This window comes from Methanoregula sp., assembly GCF_035543475.1.
Classification (GTDB): domain Archaea; phylum Halobacteriota; class Methanomicrobia; order Methanomicrobiales; family Methanospirillaceae; genus Methanoregula.
In genome coordinates this window covers 26,076-43,388 of sequence record NZ_DATKKA010000016.1, presented here as the reverse complement: position 1 = coordinate 43,388, position 17,313 = coordinate 26,076, and the positions used below count along the sequence as shown (strand labels likewise).

17 protein-coding genes, 1 tRNA gene and 1 pseudogene are annotated in these 17,313 nt (G+C 54.1%); 16 read left to right on the top strand and 3 right to left on the bottom strand.

Annotation, left to right across the window (positions count from 1 at the left end; translation table 11 throughout):
• Positions 1–28: 28 nt before the first annotated feature.
• The 11 genes and pseudogenes from VMS83_RS06100 to sucD all read left to right on the top strand — a co-directional run bounded on the left by VMS83_RS06100 (position 29) and on the right by sucD (position 8,682).
• A complete protein-coding gene (locus VMS83_RS06100) occupies positions 29–790 on the top strand; it encodes an ABC transporter permease (protein ID WP_325410879.1) in 762 nt (253 codons plus the stop codon).
• The gene (locus VMS83_RS06095) at positions 787–1,548 is read left to right on the top strand and encodes an ABC transporter ATP-binding protein (protein ID WP_325410877.1); all 762 of its coding nucleotides are present in this window, start codon (positions 787–789) and stop codon (positions 1,546–1,548) included. Before VMS83_RS06100 ends, VMS83_RS06095 begins: the two co-directional genes overlap by 4 nt.
• Before the next feature lie 125 nt (positions 1,549–1,673).
• Positions 1,674–2,177 (top strand): annotated as a pseudogene (locus VMS83_RS06090) (50S ribosomal protein L16); the annotation flags it as partial.
• Between the two features lie 413 nt (positions 2,178–2,590).
• Positions 2,591–3,427 carry a fumarate hydratase gene (locus VMS83_RS06085; protein ID WP_325410876.1) on the top strand — a complete coding sequence of 279 codons (837 nt, stop codon included), beginning with the start codon at positions 2,591–2,593 and terminating at the stop codon, positions 3,425–3,427.
• Complete coding sequence (locus VMS83_RS06080; protein ID WP_325410874.1) at positions 3,424–3,987, top strand: FumA C-terminus/TtdB family hydratase beta subunit; 564 nt, start codon at positions 3,424–3,426, stop codon at positions 3,985–3,987. Before VMS83_RS06085 ends, VMS83_RS06080 begins: the two co-directional genes overlap by 4 nt.
• A 50-nt stretch (positions 3,988–4,037) precedes the next feature.
• Positions 4,038–4,310 carry a 4Fe-4S dicluster domain-containing protein gene (locus VMS83_RS06075; protein ID WP_325410872.1) on the top strand — a complete coding sequence of 91 codons (273 nt, stop codon included), beginning with the start codon at positions 4,038–4,040 and terminating at the stop codon, positions 4,308–4,310.
• The gene (locus VMS83_RS06070) at positions 4,307–5,413 is read left to right on the top strand and encodes a 2-oxoacid:acceptor oxidoreductase subunit alpha (protein ID WP_325410870.1); all 1,107 of its coding nucleotides are present in this window, start codon (positions 4,307–4,309) and stop codon (positions 5,411–5,413) included. Before VMS83_RS06075 ends, VMS83_RS06070 begins: the two co-directional genes overlap by 4 nt.
• A complete protein-coding gene (locus tag VMS83_RS06065) occupies positions 5,410–6,198 on the top strand; it encodes a thiamine pyrophosphate-dependent enzyme (RefSeq protein ID WP_325410868.1) in 789 nt (262 codons plus the stop codon). The genes VMS83_RS06070 and VMS83_RS06065 overlap by 4 nt, the downstream gene beginning before the upstream one ends.
• A complete protein-coding gene (locus VMS83_RS06060) occupies positions 6,195–6,725 on the top strand; it encodes a 2-oxoacid:acceptor oxidoreductase family protein (protein ID WP_325410865.1) in 531 nt (176 codons plus the stop codon). Before VMS83_RS06065 ends, VMS83_RS06060 begins: the two co-directional genes overlap by 4 nt.
• Positions 6,722–7,807 carry a succinate--CoA ligase subunit beta gene (locus VMS83_RS06055; protein WP_325410864.1) on the top strand — a complete coding sequence of 362 codons (1,086 nt, stop codon included), beginning with the start codon at positions 6,722–6,724 and terminating at the stop codon, positions 7,805–7,807. Before VMS83_RS06060 ends, VMS83_RS06055 begins: the two co-directional genes overlap by 4 nt.
• Positions 7,804–8,682, top strand: coding sequence for a succinate--CoA ligase subunit alpha (gene sucD / locus VMS83_RS06050; protein WP_325410863.1), 879 nt, complete (start codon positions 7,804–7,806; stop codon positions 8,680–8,682). The genes VMS83_RS06055 and sucD overlap by 4 nt, the downstream gene beginning before the upstream one ends.
• 118 nt (positions 8,683–8,800) lie before the next feature.
• Here sucD and VMS83_RS06045 read toward each other — a convergent pair whose 3' ends face one another.
• The 3 genes from VMS83_RS06045 to xerA form a co-directional block, all read right to left on the bottom strand.
• Positions 8,801–9,625 carry a potassium channel family protein gene (locus VMS83_RS06045; RefSeq protein WP_325410861.1) on the bottom strand — a complete coding sequence of 275 codons (825 nt, stop codon included), beginning with the start codon at positions 9,623–9,625 and terminating at the stop codon, positions 8,801–8,803.
• 58 nt (positions 9,626–9,683) lie between these two features.
• Positions 9,684–9,756, bottom strand: a tRNA-Gln gene (locus tag VMS83_RS06040).
• A 996-nt stretch (positions 9,757–10,752) separates the two neighbouring features.
• Positions 10,753–11,673: a site-specific tyrosine recombinase/integron integrase gene (xerA, locus tag VMS83_RS06035; protein ID WP_325410859.1), complete on the bottom strand. Its 921-nt coding sequence runs from the start codon at positions 11,671–11,673 to the stop codon at positions 10,753–10,755.
• A 633-nt stretch (positions 11,674–12,306) separates the two neighbouring features.
• Between xerA and VMS83_RS06030 the strand changes: the two genes are divergently transcribed.
• The 5 genes from VMS83_RS06030 (at position 12,307) to glmM (ending at position 17,260) form a co-directional block, all read left to right on the top strand.
• A complete protein-coding gene (locus tag VMS83_RS06030; protein WP_325410857.1) occupies positions 12,307–12,906 on the top strand; it encodes a recombinase family protein in 600 nt (199 codons plus the stop codon).
• A gap of 1,001 nt (positions 12,907–13,907) precedes the next feature.
• Positions 13,908–14,246 (top strand): helix-turn-helix domain-containing protein, encoded by a 339-nt coding sequence (locus tag VMS83_RS06025; RefSeq protein ID WP_325410856.1) that lies wholly within the window; start codon positions 13,908–13,910, stop codon positions 14,244–14,246.
• A 387-nt stretch (positions 14,247–14,633) separates the two neighbouring features.
• Entirely contained in the window at positions 14,634–15,449 is an 816-nt protein-coding gene (locus tag VMS83_RS06020) for a DUF5806 family protein (protein ID WP_325410854.1), read from the top strand.
• Positions 15,446–15,856 carry a molybdopterin-guanine dinucleotide biosynthesis protein B gene (gene mobB / locus VMS83_RS06015; protein WP_325410852.1) on the top strand — a complete coding sequence of 137 codons (411 nt, stop codon included), beginning with the start codon at positions 15,446–15,448 and terminating at the stop codon, positions 15,854–15,856. The genes VMS83_RS06020 and mobB overlap by 4 nt, the downstream gene beginning before the upstream one ends.
• Before the next feature lie 30 nt (positions 15,857–15,886).
• On the top strand, positions 15,887–17,260 hold the full coding sequence (gene glmM, locus VMS83_RS06010; protein WP_325410850.1) for a phosphoglucosamine mutase: 1,374 nt from the start codon (positions 15,887–15,889) through the stop codon (positions 17,258–17,260).
• Positions 17,261–17,313: the final 53 nt, after the last annotated feature.

Here is a 17,313-nt window from a genome sequence, read left to right as displayed (position 1 = left end):
GGATCGCCACTTATTACTGTAAGGAACAATGACACGGCGCCTCGGACTGGTATTGCCCATCCTCCTCATCATCGGGTGGGAGGTTGCGGCAATTATCGTCAACAATCCTTTTTTCCTGCCCAAACTTGAAACTGTCATCCCGTTGCTGCTCTCTCCGTTCTCCGATATCCTGGGGACGGGAAGCCTCGTGGAAAATGCCCTTGTCAGCATTGAACGGGTAGTCCTGGGGTTTGTACTGGCCGCGGTCATTGCTATCCCCCTGGGGATAGGGATGGGCAGGTTTGCCGTGCTTAACGATTTTTTCGATACCACCATCGAACTCCTCCGACCGGTTCCACCCCTTGCCTGGGTACCCTTGGCCCTGGCTTGGTTTAAGATCGGGATCGTCTCCATCGTTTTCATTATCTTTATCGGGGCGGTGTTCCCGATCCTGCTCAATACCGTTGACGGGGTGCGGGGGGTAAAAAATACCTGGATTGAAGTAAGTACGACACTTGGGGCAAGCGAGCGCCAGGTCCTTACAAAAGTTATCCTGCCTGGTGCTGCTCCGACCATCTGGACCGGCCTCCGTGTGGGTTTTGGGATCTCGTGGATGTGCGTGGTTGCCGCAGAGATCCTGCCCGGTCCCACCTCAGGGCTCGGGTACCTGATCATGTACGCCTATAATCTGGGGCAGATCAACGTGATTATCGCCGGCATTATAGTGATAGGACTTATCGGCCTCATCGTCGACCAGGGATTCAGGGCAGTGGAAAAACGCTGGTTCGGGTGGAGGGGGCTGGAGCGATGACGCTGGAGATAAAAAACGTCTCGCGGACGTTTGTTTCAGAAGACAACCAGACCATGGAGGCACTCTCGGACATCTCGCTCTCTGTCGGTAACGAGGAGTTTATTTGCATCCTTGGACCCTCAGGGTGTGGGAAGACAACCCTGCTTCGGATTATCGCCGGCCTTGAGTCCGCATCTTCTGGTTCGGTAATACTGGACAGGGCAGTAATTACCTGTCCCAGCCCGAAAATGGCCATGATCTTCCAGGAATATTCCCTTTACCCGTGGCGGACCGTGGAAGAGAACGTGACGCTCGGCATGGAACTCCGGGGGATAAAAAAGACCGAACGGATTGCAGCTGCGGAGAAGTATCTCGACCTTGTGGGCCTTGAGGGGTTTGAAAAGAGGCACCCACACGAGCTCTCCGGAGGCATGCGCCAGAGGGTGGCTGTAGCACGAGCACTTGCCATTGAGCCCTCCATCCTGCTCATGGATGAGCCGTTCGGGGCGCTCGACGCCCAGACCCGCAACCGGATGCAGCACGAGCTGCTCCGGATCTGGGAGAAGACAAAAAAGACGATCCTCTTTGTGACCCACAGCGTGGACGAGGCGGTCTTCCTTGCCGATCGCATTGTGGTTCTCACGCACCGCCCGGGCCGGATCAAGGAGATTGTTACCATCTCCCATGCCCGCCCCCGCAACCGTACCGGTGAAGAGTTCGGCCAGATCCGGCGCCACCTGCTTGATATGATCCGGGAAGAATCGGATCCTGTCCAGTAAGGTTTAATACGCTCAATCTCTATTTTATAAAAGCAGTTTGTGACGTGTGCAGGTACGGCAGCCCTGATATAATCCGTGCTTTTCGTGCCCTGCTTTAACGATTCATACACCAGGAGAAGAATGCGATGGTAAGAAAACCGGGGAAGATGTACCGGAACCTGGCAAAGAAGGCCTACACTCGGCGCGAGTACATGGGCGGGGTTCCCGGCAACAAGATTGTACAGTTCGAGATGGGAAACCTCTCCCAGGAATTCCCGACCGAGATTGACCTGATCGTTGAAGAGACCTGCCAGATCCGGCACAGCGCACTTGAGGCGGCCCGTATCTCGGTCAACAGGAAACTCTTAAAGGACGTCGGCAGGACGAACTTCCACTTCAAGGTCCGGGTCTTCCCGCACCACGTGCTCCGGGAGAACAAGCAGGCAACCGGCGCAGGTGCGGACCGTGTGTCGGAAGGCATGCGGCTCGCATTCGGTAAGGCTGTAGGAACCGCAGCACGGGTTGAGGCAGGCCAGATGATCTTTACGGTCTACACCACGGCCCAGTATCTCGACAAGGTCAAGGCGGCACTCAGAAACGGTGCCCACAAGCTCCCGACCCCGTCCCATCTCAAGGTACACACGATCAAGGTCAGTGGCAGGATCGTTGCAGCACCCAAGATCGCCGGCGATAAGATCGCGGCACCGGTCAAGGTTGAGACCGAGGCAGCAGCAGAGCCGGCAGCAGAAACGGCAGCAAAGGGTGCAAAGGGTGCAGATCACAAGGGCGGCAAGGGTGCAGAACCCGCAAAGGCCGAACCCGCAGCAAAGGGTGCGGACGCTGGCAAGGGCGGAAAGGCTGCCCCGGCAAAAGGCGGAAAGGACAAGAAATAACCGGATCCCCCGGTTTTCTTTTCATTTTTTTGGGTCCGGAACGGGGAATCGCCCGGACACCTGCCGGATCTTCCGGTTATGCGATCTTTTCTTGGGACCGAAAGGTCATGACTGGCCCCTTCGTGCCAGTCGCACAGTATATAACATCCCTGCCGCTTAATTATGGATAAATGCAGCAGAGGGAGAGACGTGACCTGCGGGAAGCACTTGCTGACGCTACCTGCCGGGCCATGCGGGAGGCAGTCATTTACCTGCCCGGCGATGTAAAACGGGCGATCGCACAGGCCCGGGCCTCCGAGACCGATGTCGTTCCCCGCGGGGAATACGAGAATATCACGAAAAATATTGAGGCTGCCGAACGGCTGGGTGTGCCCCTCTGCCAGGATACCGGGGTCCCGGTCGTGTACCTCGACCTGCCCCCGCACGTTCAGTTCTCCCCGGTCCTTTTTGAGGGTGTGGCCGAAGGCATCCGCCAGGCAACAACTGCAGTCCCCCTCCGCCCCAATGTGGTCGATCCCCTTACCCGCCACAACTCCGGGGACAACACCGGCGCCGGGATGCCGGCGGTCCATGTGCGGCCCGGCGAACGGTTTACCGTGACCGTGCTCCCCAAAGGGGCAGGGGCGGAGAATGTTTCGCGGATCACGATGCTCCTCCCTTCGCAGGCAGGAAAGATCGAAGAAGTCGTGGTCGGGACAATGCTTGCCGCAGAAGGCCGGCCCTGCCCGCCGGTGGTACTGGGGGTTGGTATCGGGGGGACCTTCGATACCGCCCCGTCGCTTGCCAAGGAGGCGCTGCTCCAGCCCATTGATACAATGAACGAATTCGAGCAGCAGCTCTGCGACGCGGTAAACCGGCTTGGGATCGGCCCGATGGGACTGGGCGGAAAGACCACGGCGCTTGCGGTCAAGGTCAAGACAGCTGCCTGCCACACGGCCTCGCTGCCGGTGGCCGTGAACGTGCAGTGCTGGGCCAACCGGCATGCGACCGTGGAGGTGGACTGGTGACAAAAAAGGCGATCCAGCTCACCACCCCTCTCGGCGATGAGGTCCTAACCCTCCGCGCCGGTGACCGGGTCGAGCTCTCGGGCAGGGTCTACACGGCCCGGGACGAGGTACACCTCCGCATGCAAAAAGAGGGCATCCCCTTCGATCCCAGAGGAGCGGTGATCTACCATTGCGGCCCGGTCATAAAAGACGATATAATCATTGCCGCAGGCCCAACCACATCCGCCCGGATGAATACGCTTTCCGGGTTCCTGCTCGATGCCGGGGTCCGGGGGCTTATCGGCAAGGGCGGGATGGATGCCACCGTAAGGGAGCAGCTCATGGGCCGGGCCGTGTACTTTGCCTTTACCGGGGGCTGTGCGGCGCTCGCCGCCTCGCACATGACGCTTAAAGGTGTCCATTTCCCGGATCTTGGCATGGCAGAAGCGGTCTGGGTGATCGAGCTCGACCGGCTCCCCCTCGTAGTCGGGATCGATGCACGGGGAAACGACCTCTTCGGGACCGTGCTGGAGAAAGCAAAACGTGCGGCCGGGCCCGGGCAGAGCCGGGACTGCCGATAACACATAAATTTTTTTCACCGCACCTGCAACATAGATAGGACAGATCCATAATGAAACTCGCCATAGACGAGACCCGGTGCAAGGGCTGCAACCTCTGTACGAAGGTCTGCCCGTACCGGATCTTCAAGGAGGGCAAACACCCGAACCGGCGGGGGATCGTGGTGCCGGAACTGGACCGGCCGGAGCGCTGCACCAACTGCCGGCTCCGCAATCTCTACGGGAGGCAGCTCTGCGGCGTCTGCCAGCTCACCTGCCCCGACCAGGCCATCCACTGGGAAGAGGAGGAGCCGTACGAACCCCACAAGGTGGCGATTGAATATTGACGTCGAGACTTGAGTTCTGGCAGGGCAACACGGCCTGCGCCGAGGGGGCGCTTGCGGCAGGCTGCACCTTTTTTGGCGGCTACCCTATCACTCCTTCGACCGAGGTTGCCGAGCACATGGCGGCAAAGCTCCCGAAAAAAGGAGGGGTCTTCATCCAGATGGAGGACGAGATCGCAAGCATGGCCTCCATCATCGGGGCCTCGTGGACCGGCTCCCGGGCAATGACCGCAACCAGCGGCCCGGGCTTTTCGCTGATGATGGAGAACATCGGGTACGCGGCGATGACCGAGACCCCCTGCGTGATCGTAAACGTCCAGCGGGGGGGCCCCTCCACCGGCCAGCCAACCATGTCGGCCCAGGGCGACATGATGCAGGTGCGGTTCGGTTCACACGGCGACTATGCGATTATCGCCCTCTGCCCCGCGACAGTGCAGGAGATGTACGAGCTGACGGTAAAGGCATTCAACCTCGCCGACCAGTACCGCGTCCCCGTGTTCCTGATGGCCGACGAGACGATCGGGCACATGCGGGAGAAGATCCTCATCCCTGAAACGGTCGGACGGGTGGGCCGGAAACAGTTCGTACCCGGCACACCCCCCTTTAAGGCAACCGATCCCGACCTTGTCCCCGGGTTCCCCACGTTCGGTACCGGCCAGCACGTCCACGTGACCGGCCTTACCCATGACGAGCGGGGGTACCCATGCGCAACCAACCCCAGGCTCCACATGGCACTCGTAAAGCGTCTCGTGGACAAGATCGAGAATGCCCGGGATACGATCGCGGATTACGATATCACCAATCCCGATGCAGAGCAGGTCTTTGTAGCCTATGGCGGACCGGTCCGCACGGTCATGCAGGTGATGCACGATAAAAAGGAAGCAAACATTGGTTTCCTCCGGCTCCGTACGGTCTGGCCGTTCCCCGAGAAGGCGCTTGCGAAATTCAAGAACGCAAAGCGCTTCCTCGTCCCCGAGATGAACCTCGGGCAGATCGCCCGCGAGATCGAGCGACACGTGAAGGTGCCGGTGACAAGCATCCCGAAGCTGGGCGGGGACCTCCATACCCCTGCCGAACTCGTCGCCGTGCTGGAGGAAAAGGTATGAGCTTTGAGGACTGGTACCGCGAGGACCGGCTGCCCCATATCTACTGCGCCGGCTGCGGGAACGGCACGATCATCAACTGCACGCTTGCGGCCGTGGACTCCATGGGCTGGAAGAAAGAGGAGACGGTCTTTGTTTCCGGCATCGGATGCTCCTCGCGGGCACCGGGCTACATCCTCACCGACTCGCTCCATACCACCCACGGGCGGGCGCTCGCGTTCGCCACCGGAGTCAAGATGGCAAAGCCGGACCTCCATGTAGTGGTCTTCACGGGCGACGGCGATCTTGCGGCCATTGGCGGCAACCATTTTATCCATGCCTGCCGCCGCAACATCGATATAACGGTGGTCTGCATGAACAACCAGATCTACGGGATGACCGGCGGGCAGGGCAGCCCGACCACGCCCCGGGGCTGCCTCTCGTCCACCACGCCCTACGGCTGCACCGAGCCCCCCTTCGACCTCTGCGAACTCGCCATCGCGGCCGGGGCCAACTATGTTGCCCGCTGGACATCGTACCATGTAAAAGAACTCGAGCGGGCGGTAAAAGCCGGCCTCGAGACGCCGGGCTTCTCGTTTGTCGAGGCGCTCGTCCAGTGCCCCACCGCCTTCGGGCGGAGGAACAAGTTCCGGCAGGTGGCAGACCATGTCGAGTTTTTAAAGACCCACTCCCTCCTGCGGGCAAAGCGCGATCGCCTCCTCGAACAGGGGCAGGCCGTCCCCGAGGACATGTTCGTAGTCGGGGAGCTTATGCGTCGGAACCGCCCGGCCATGGGGGTGAAATTGTGAGAAACGAGATCCGGTTCTCCGGTTTTGGCGGCCAGGGAATCATCCTCTCGGCCGTGATCATCGGCAGGGCCGCAGTGATGTACGACAGCAAGTTTGCCGTCCAGACACAGGTCTACGGCCCCGAGGCCCGGGGCGGGGCCTCCATGAGCGCCGTCATCATTGACGACGAGGAGATCCTGTACCCCAAGGTGGCGGACCCGAATATCTACGTCATCATGTCACAGGAGGGTTTCGAGAAATACGGGGCAGCGGCAGAGGACCCCGCCGTGATGCTCGTGGACTCCACCCTGGTCCACTCCCGCCCGAAGTGCCGGTGCATCGAGGTCCCGGCGACAGGGGAGGCGAAGCAGACCCTAAAAAAGGATATTGTGGCAAACATCGTCATGCTCGGGGCACTCGTTGCCGCAACGCACGTGGTGAGCGAGGAGTCCTTAAAGAAAGCCATCCTCGACTCCGTGCCCAAAGGGACCGAGGACCTTAACCTGAAAGCCATGCAGCTCGGCCTGCAGCTGGGGAAACAGCCATGAAACTCCGTGAATACGAGGCAAAGAATGTGATAAAGGCCGCCGGGATCCCGGTCCCGGCAGGATTCCTGATACGCTCGCCGGACGAACTCACATCCCACCTTGAGGAACTTGGCGATGCATTTGTCCTCAAGGCGCAGGTAGATGTCGGCGGGAGGGGCAAGGCCGGCGGGATCCTGATGGCTGACAAGACCTCGGGGGTGATGGTCGCACAGGAGCTCTTTGGAAAGCAGATCAGGGGACTGCCGGTAAAAGAGATTCTGGCCGAGCAGAAACTCGCGATCCAGCATGAGTATTATCTCTCGATCACGGTCGACCGTTCCAGCAAGCAGCCGCTTATTCTCTTCACCGAAGCAGGGGGAGTTGAGATCGAGATCACCGCAAAAAACCACCCGGAACTGATCCGGAAGGTTGTCGCAAACCCCCTAATGAAGGATCTCCCGCCATTTTTGATCCGGGAACTTCTCGGGACAGCCCCAAAGGAGATCGGACCGATCATCAACAAACTGTATAAAACCTTCATCGAGAAGGACGCGCTGCTGGCCGAGATCAACCCACTGGTCACCACGCCGTCCGGTGTTTTTGCCGCAGATGCGAAGATCATCGTGGACGACAATGCGCTGGGCAGGCAGGGGATCACAATGAACCGCGATCTCTCGGAGCGCGAGCGGGAGGCCGAGAAGCACGGCTTCTCCTATGTTGAGCTGGACGGGAAGATCGGCGTGATCGGCAACGGTGCCGGGCTCACGATGGCTACACTCGATCTCATCGAGTACTATGGCGGGAAGGCGGCAAACTTCCTTGACGTGGGCGGAGGGGCAGAGAGTGAACGGGTGAAGAATGCGGTCAGGCTCGTGGCAAGCGTCCCGTCGGTCAGGGTCATCGTCGTGAACCTGCTCGGCGGCATCACCAAGTGCAACGAGGTGGCTAAGGGAATCATCGCGGCGGGCATCTCCCAGAAGGTGATCGTCCGGCTGGCCGGGACAAACGAGGCGGAGGGGAGACAGCTGCTCTCTGAAAAGGGGTATGAGATGCTGGACACCATGGACCTCGTGGTGAAGAAGGCCGTGGAGGTGACCACATGATCTATGGCGACAGGAACACCGGTCTTCTCGTGCAGGGTGCTACCGGCAAGCAGGGCGAGTTCCACATCGGCCTGATGAACGCGTACGCGAAGCAGGTCGGTGGCAGGGGCGTTGTTGCCGGTGTCACCCCCGGCAAAGGTGGCCAGCAGGTGCACAACGTTCCCGTGTACAATACCGTGAAGGATGCCATGAAGGAGCACGACATCGGCGCAGCGGTCATCTTCGTCCCCGCGGGGGCAGCGGCCGACGCCATCATGGAGGAGGCGAACGCCGGCATCGCAACCATCGTCTGCATTACCGAGCACATTCCCGTGCAGGACACCATGAAGGCGATCGCGTACGCGAGGATGGAAGGTGCCAGCGTAATCGGCCCCAACTGTCCCGGGCTCCTTTCGCCCGGCGAGGTGAAGATGGGGATCATGCCGGCTGCACTCTTTTCCCGGGGCAACGTGGGGGTCATTTCGCGGAGCGGTACGCTCACCTACGAGGTCGTGGACGAGCTTACCCGGGCCGGCATCGGCCAGAGTACCGTGGTCGGTATCGGTGGCGACCCGGTTATCGGGCAGACGTTCGTGGACGTCCTCGCACGCTTCGAGAAGGATCCGCAGACCAGGGCCGTTGTCCTGATTGGAGAAGTCGGCGGGAACCTGGAAGAGGAGGGTGCCACGTCCACCAGCCTGCCGATCGTCTCGTACATTGCCGGAGTCTCGGCCCCGCCGGACAAGCGGATGGGCCATGCGGGAGCGATCGTGGAGGGTGGAGAGGGCGATGCGAAATCCAAGATCGCCCGGCTCAAAAAGCACGGCGTGCCGGTAGCCTCCCGCGTCTCGGAGATCCCGGACATGGTCCGGGACCTCTTCCGCTGCCACTGCTGAAGGGCACAGCAGGTATCACCTTTTCTGATCGATCAGTTCAAGGCTGGTTTTCCGGTTTACACCTGAACGCACCGTGCCCTGAAAAAGAAGAGTGCTGGTCACGGAAAGTCAGCCGATGCTATTCCCTGACAACCGCAGATGCATGTGCATCGAACGGGTTTGTCCGCACAGCAAGGGAGAACAGGTACGGGTAGTGCACCTTCAAGTGGCGCATGTACGTGAGCCATTCCTGGACCAGCAGCCCGTAGACACGGTTGATATCTACGGAGAGATGGGCATAATCAGATGCCGGAAGATCTGCAAGCTGGTCCCGTGCTGCCAGTTCCTCGGCAAGGTGAAACACTGCCTGTAAAAGAGGAGTGAATCCCTCGTGTTCAATGATCCGGGGGTTCTCGAAAAGCGTCAGCAGGACTCCTTTGTGGTTCCCCAGGAATTCTTTGAGATCGGGGAGGTCAAGGGTCCGGCTGTCCAGCATGGAGATATGCTGTTTCATGGACGCAGATGCCCGGGTAAAATCCCCATCCGTCCATTGACTGGAGACCAACAGGAAGGGCAGTGCCTGTCCGGATGCCGGGTCCTGAACGGCAAAGCGCCGGATCAGGTTGTTTCCTACTTCTGAGAAGAAAACCCCTACCAGAAGATTGAGATTCTGCAGGCGCACTGAATGTTCGCGGTTCTCAATCATCAGGTCCAGGGCCGAAGCCGCAAGCCCCACGAAACAGCCGACACCGAAAATGATGATGCCAATCGTGAGCAGCTTTCCTGCTTCTGTCACCGGGTGGATATCCCCAAACCCTACCGTGGATATGGTCACCACGACAAAATAGAATGCATCGAGTGGCGTGCGGTTTTCAAAAATGATCATGCCGGAAATTCCGGCAACCACTACTACCGCAATGAGAGAGATATACAGGCGCAGGCGGAAGGGAAGGGTCTTGGTCACACCCGGATTGTATGCCTGCCCGGATATAAAAACGAATTTGTCCCTCTGATCACAGACATACCCCCGACCAGATTCGAACTGGTGTCGCCGGATCCAAAGTCCTGCATGATTGACCGCTACACTACGGGGGTACTCGACGATGAAACCACGAATCTGACGTTTTTGGATCTCGTGGTGTAACGTCCCGGTTATATCACTCGCCAAACTCAAAAAAGCATTGATAACCATGAAAGGGATTACGAAAAAATCCGAAAGTAACCCCCCATGGAACCTCCCCCTTTCACAATCGGGTAAAGTGGAATATTTCGGAATAAGAAAAGAACCTTTTTTCCGGTTTTACGAGAGAGAAATTACCCTTATCACCCCCGTATTTTGGAAAAATGTGGAAATTCTGGATTTTTCCTTTTTAAAGAAGCAGCTATTAACACATCTTTTCTGATATGAAATTCCCCACTCAGATTCCTTTACGTTCATGCATTTTCCAAAATTCTCTTTTTATGTCCAATTATCCAAGGTATAGCGGATTTGGATCCGGGCTGAGCCTCGTTGCAAGTTTCCGATTTCGGAAGGGAAAAGATTCCGAAAATCAGTATACTGGTTACCAAAAAAGCGGAGGGACGTATGGGGAAGAATGTTCCCTTTCACAAAATGGGAAAAATGGAAATTTTTGGAAACGGATCGTGCTGAAAAATCCTGTTTTCTGACGACAGACCATTCCTCACCGTTCCCTGAAATTCTGGAAAAATGTGGAAATTCCGGATTGGCCCCTTTATAAATAAACGGACATTTTCTGAGTCCCCGGGCTCCAAAACCAGGCCCGCACAACCAGGGCAGTTGACAATTTTTTCCGGAAAAAAACAAACGAACGGGAAGGAGCTGCCAGTATACTGCCGGATCCGGTCCAATCCCGGAGAAACTGCATGAAAAATGAAGATCCCGGAGGCAACTTTAATGTATAGCATTATACAGTTTATAAAAGAGAGAGAAGATGCACATTGAACATGCGAAAAAATCAGAATAACGCCGTATTTCGATAAATGGAGGGCAATGGGAGGTTTTTGATAGAGAAGGAACAGAATAAGGGAAAACAGGAAACTACCATGGAAAGATACGTGAATACAGACCGTTCACGTGGTCTCGTTATCACCGGAAAGCGGGAAGAACTGCTGGTACACCTGACGCCGTTCATCGATATCCGTGTGCAGGTAAATTTCCGTGGTCTTGATCGAAGTATGGCCCAGGTTCTCCTGAACGACACGGAGGTTCTTTGATCGTCGGTACAGTTCGCTTGCGTAGCTGTGGCGGATCTTGTGAGGGGTGATGCCACTCGGGGCATAATGTTTGAAAATATGCTGAATTGCCCTCGGTGAGATATGCTTGCCCTGCTGCCCGATAAAGAGGGGGCCGACAATCCGGTTACCCACAAAGGTCCGGATGCCGGCGAGCGTATCGTCGTCAACAAAGACGATACGGATCTTATCGCCTTTTCCGCGGATGCGGATGGTATGCTCGTCGAAATCAATATCCTCGATATTCATATTGCAGAGCTCGGAGACCCGGACGCCTGTCGAATAGATCGTCCGGACAATCAGTTTGTCCCGAGGGTCCTCGATCGAATCAATCAGACGGAGCACCTGGTTGTGCTTGAGATATTTTACCTCCTGCTGCTTGATCCGTGGGCGTTCGATCCCGCTCAGGGGATTTGCAACTACCGCCCCCTGGGTGGAGAGGAACCGGTAAAAGGAACTGAGTGTCGAGATAATCCGGTGAAAGGTCTTTGGCTTATACGTACGCATGGACGATACAAACGAGAGGAAATCCGTGACCATCGTCGGAGGGACATCCACGCTTGTATCGAGGCGGGCATTCTCAAAATCCTTCCAGAAAAAGACCAGCTTGGTCACTTCGGTATGCCGGCGGAGCCAAACGTAATAGCCGAAATGCTTGATCACCTGCTCGTAGCTGTCGAGCGTCCGGGTAGAATAGTTGCGCATCCGCAGGTAATTCCGGTAGGTTTTGAGCCAGTCCGAAAAATACCCGCTTCCCATGGCCTAATCTTTTTTATCTCAAATAAATAAAGGTTTGCGCAGAATACATATTCTGCGAACTCTCCTTTTTCAAAAAGAATGGCAGATTAGCGGCATTTCCTGAACCGGGCTCCCTGACCGGATCGTATACAGATGCCAGGATGTTTGGAACAAGAGCAGGACTGCACCAATTCCATTCCGGATTCGGAAGGCCACAAAAACGGCCTTTTTTCACTTCCCCTATACATTTACTGATCCAAGAGCACGAAAGGCCTGGAAACACGGCTATTTGCGATCTACCGTCGGAGGGGCACAATCCTCCCAGCTGAGAACTAAAATGATCAGGACAAAAACGGATAATTTTCGTGCACAATGTCACGCTGAGATACTGATACCGTTTAAAAAAGAAATTTCCAACGTTGCACGAATGTCGGGAGCCTCGATTCTGCTTCCCTGGTGGAAAGCCCTGCTTCAGTGAGGCTGACTTCGGAATCCGGATAATTCCAAATTTTCCACTTTTTTTCTCCGGTGCAGCTCACAATTTCTCCCATTTTTAACCAGTTTTCCCGGATTTGTTGATCAAAAACGAACGATAAAAGATATCAAAAAGTTTATTAGTTTTTGATAAAATTACTTTATCAAAAGGTATGATTTATGATAAAAATTGGCTATGTTCGCGTGTCCCGGGAGGACCAGAATGCGGAGAACCAGATCAAGGTCCTTCTGGACGAGGGGTTAATCCGGGATCATATTTTCGTAGATCATATATCCGGGATCTCCGATATGCAGAACAGGGAAGGATTCTCACAAATGATCCAGTTCATCAAGACCCACACAGGCGAGCCGATCACCCTGTATGTCTTCGAGATCTCGCGGCTGGGCCGGTCTTTCCTTGACACACTGAGTATGGTCCGCACTCTCGAAGAGTCAGGTACCCGCGTCTGGTCACTCTCCCCTGCAGAATCATGGAGCAGGATTGAGGATAAAAAGCTCCGGGACCTTATGCTTTCCATCTTTTCGTGGGTCGCAGATCGCGAGCGTGAAAACCTGATCGAACGTACAAAACTCGGCATTGCTCGGGCAAAAGCCGACGGTGTCAAACTGGGAAGACCGATACGATCCATTCCGTGGAAACGCGTCCAGGAACTGCAGGAAAAAAATATCTCCCTCGCAGCGATCTCACGGATCCTGGATATTCCCTACACTACGTTATACCGCCATGATTCCCAACGGAAGAGTATAGAAAAGTCCTGAAAACCTGGCCGAAAACGGGATAGCAAAAACAGAAAGATTGCTTCCGGGAAAATGTGGAAAATCCGGATTGTGCCGTCGAAGAAAGATCTGGATTTTCCAAATTTTCTCTTTAGGTAGCAAGTTTCATCACAGAGATTCACGCCCCTTTCTCCCATTTCTGATATTGCGAATCTTGCAATCCTGATATGTTCTCTGGAAAAACAGTCTCAAACCTATAAAAACCGATCCGGGAGCAGCCCGGAGGTCGGATAAATACGCGGATGATCAGAAAAAATTCCGATACATGTATGAAATAATACTGGAAAATAGAGGGAATCAACCGGGAAACAGGCATGGATTTCCATAAACGTGCCCTTTCCCCAGACAAGAGAATCTGAATCCTTGATCGACGAATAATTCAGCATCTTTTATTCAATGCCACGAACCAAGTAAAGGTTATTTTGTCTTTTTTAATTGGATATCGTTATACAATTACTGAAAACAAAGGTCACCTGTGCCCTGGTCTGATGGTAAAAATGGATTCTTGACTGTCATTTGTCTGCTAACTCACCCAAATAGATTACCCTATTATTTCTTTTCCTTCGGTAGAGAAATCGTGCAAATTGCAGAGATATCCGGAAATAACGGGTAATTTGCCCTTTAAAAGATAAGCATTTTCAACAGAATGACCAACATTATAAACCACATGATGCTATATACTAAAGGGCCATTTTTCCTTCAGAACAAGAAGATCATACACTATTGAACTATTGTCACCGAGGTACCAAAGACATTGCAAAGGATACAGCAGAGGAGATATCATACACCTTATCGACCTTCCTCCACGAGATCAATCGACAATCCCTGGCAAGTGCTCATCGGTTAATGAACCAGAAGTTCTCACCAGGTGTACCCCTCCCGGAAACATCATGTCCCTTAAGTGTACTGTCGAAACAGCCAGAGTTACGAAATTTTTAGAACTACTTTATTATGGCAGTAAAAGGAATCATGGGTAATGTAGTATGACCGCGGATGCCCTTTTTCTGAGTACAAAAGAAGTGGCGGAGATCCTTGGCGTCCACCAGAAGACTGTCCATCACTGGCTCCGTACCGGCAGACTTGCCGGAACAAAGATCTCGTATCGTGCCTGGAGGATTCCCCGCACGGCACTGGATGAGTTCATTGCAAAGAACAGTAATGTGCATCCCAGAAAAGCGAGTCATGAAGAAATTGCCGCTGATCAGGAGAGACCGGAATCTCCAGACAATCACGCCTCACCTCAGGATCCCGGAGCGAGGATGAAACACTATATCCGGGATATTATGGGGGAAGACAACTCCAACCAGACAAATAACAAATAGTTAACCCGGTTATTTTGGGATATTGGCAAGGGGTCTTCCTTGCGAGTATAAAATAGATCAAACTAAATTATTTACTAAAAAACATCCCTGATTCTTCGATGGGTTTAGTCCCCCGTTTTTATAATTCAGATGACCCACATTTGCGGATCAGATAAAAAGACCACTGCACCTATCGAGATCCCTCCAGAGGATCACAGAATGATGGGCCAATTAATCTCAAATACCAGCAGAAGGGGAAGATTTATTATTCGTTTTTCCCGTTACCGGGGGAATTTCCACTAGATATAAACCACATACTGCTATATACAAACGGGATCTATCACATAGCGAGAACAACAGGAAACAAGCATTCATTTCGCCATTCACCCACTATATAGGGAGATCTTCATGGACGATGACAGCCAGAATGCGATCGGCAAATACAGGAAATTCAAAAAAGTAGACGGAGCCACCTACCGGAAGGTCAACCAGTTCCTGCGTAAGCGTACCTATATTACTGCACGGGAATGGGCGCTTGCACGGTTATGTACAGATTTCAGGACCTCCGGTGGCGCAGAGATGACCTTTATCGGGAAACATCTCACGGAACTGGTCCCTTTCATGGAAGAACCGTACTCGCCCCAGGCTGTCAATCAGGCTCGTCACTCATTCAAGAAAAAAGTCCGAAAAGCAAGTGCCACCTTTTTTTATGGGGCGATGTGCGGGTTTTTCACCACGGACGAACTTGACGATCTTCTTTTTGAAGCAAGCGAGGTCTCACGCTTCCTTCTGGAGGTAGAGGGAACAACGCTGGATATCGATGAGGAGATCGATATTGAAGATCGTATCACCAGAGTGATGCGGAGTGTCGGGGAGACCGCGAAGACTATCCTGACCCAAAGAAGTGAGAATACCTCGGCAGATACCTCAAATCCTCATGCCATATCCGAAGGGGAAATGGAACTGCCGGATAATAGGATTCCACCGGAAAACTTTCGGGTTTCTTCAGTGGAAAGCACTCCCAATGACCGACTATATACTGAAATAAAAAATACAACCTTTCCTAACAGCGACCTCCACGAAGGAAACTCAGGTTCGGAGATCCACGATAATCAGGAAAAAATATCCGGGATACCCCTCGAAAAGAAATCCATCCAAGATGAAAGACACACAAAGGTCGATCCCGTAAATAAATCCGAAAACAATGAGAGCCGGCCACTATGAAAATTATTCAGGTGGTCGGCCGTGCAAATACCGGAAAGACCACATTTATTACCCATCTTATTCCGGCGCTGAAACCCTATGGTCGTGTGGGGGTAATCAAACACCTTGGCGATCATGACTTCCGCCAGGAAGAGGGAAAAGACACAACAATTTTTTTTGAAAATGAAGCGGATATCTCAGCCGGGATTGATGCAGACAAATCCGTCGTTGCCCTCCGCACCATTGACCTCGATCACATGCTTCATCTGTTCAAACATCAGGGTATCGATTTTGCAGTCATAGAAGGATTCAAAGCTCGCCCATTCCCGAAGATCGTGATAGGGGATCTTCCCAGTGAAAGCTGCATCCTGCGAAATCCGACGGTGCGTGAAGTTGTCTCTGATTTCTCCCGTTTCGAAGATTATTAAAATACAAAAACCTGATGCATCTTAACGAAAATGGCAGTTAAAAAGATCCAGAAGAAGCTTTTTGGAACAAACGGTGTCCGCGGGATAGCGGGGAAAGAGATCACCCCGGAACTTACACTCAGTATCGGAAAAGCACTTGGAACGATGCGCCCGGGAAAAATTGCTGTTGGCCGCGATACACGAACCACCGGCTTTGTCCTTGCCAATGCGCTCAAGGCAGGTCTCCTTGCCACCGGTTGTGAGGTGATCGATTGCGGGGTGCTCCCGACGCCGGCCCTCCAGTATATTGTAAAAGAACATTATGACGGGGGTGCAATGATCACGGCTTCCCACAACCCCCCGGAGTATAACGGGGTAAAAATAATCGAACCTGACGGGACCGAGATGGGAGATGAAGAGACCATCAGGCTTGAAGAACTGCTTGCAGATCGATCATCGGAGGTCAAACCCTGGGACCAGGTTGGGACAGAGATTGCGGCTCCTCATCTGATTGACGAATATGTTCAAGCAATAGTTGGTCAGTTTGAAGGGAAGCCCGGGCACGGAATGACCGTCGTGGTCGATCCTGGATCCGGTCCTGCATGCCAGACAACACCGGCGATTCTCCAGGCACTGGGTTGCCGGGTCCTTACCATTAATGGCATTATGGATGGTACCTTTCCGGGGCGGTTGCCTGAACCCTCCCCCGAAGGCCTTGAAGGTCTCGCAGCAATGGTGACGGCAAATAATGCCGCGTTCGGTGTTGCCCACGACGGGGACGCAGATCGGGCAGTCTTCATCGATGATAAGGGGAACTATATTGAAGAAAATCATGAGTTTGCCCTTATTACACGGCACATTTGTATCACGAAAAAAGGTGTTGTGGTTACCCCGGTCAGCACATCCCAGATCGTGGAACTGGTAGCCGAAGCAGCCGGGTGCACGGTACACTACACGCCGGTGGGAAGTATTTATGTAGCCCGCACGATGCGAGAACTTCTCAACTCCGGGAAAAAAGTGATATTCGGAGGGGAGGGAAATGGGGGGTTAATCTTCCCGGATCACCAGTTCTGCCGAGACGGTGGAATGACCGCCGCGGCTATGGTCTCCCTTCTTGCTGCTACCCGGCAGAACCTGTCGGCGCTTATTGAGCAGTTACCGACACGATACATGATCAAGGAGAAACTTGCAACACCCCATGGATCCCAGCTCATCAAAAGGCTTGAAAAACACTACGTAGGGGAATCCACAGACCACACGGACGGCCTGAAAATCAAGCGTTCCACTTCATGGGCTTTAATAAGAGCATCCGGAACAGAGCCACTGGTCCGCATCATGGTGGATAGCGATGGACAGGAGTCCGGCCAGGCCATGTTTAATGAAATACAGAAAAGCGCTTTGGATATACTTGCTGCCCTCACATAAGAGGAAAAACAGTTTTCGGCGGGTATAGGGTTACCCATATTTTTTTATATCAG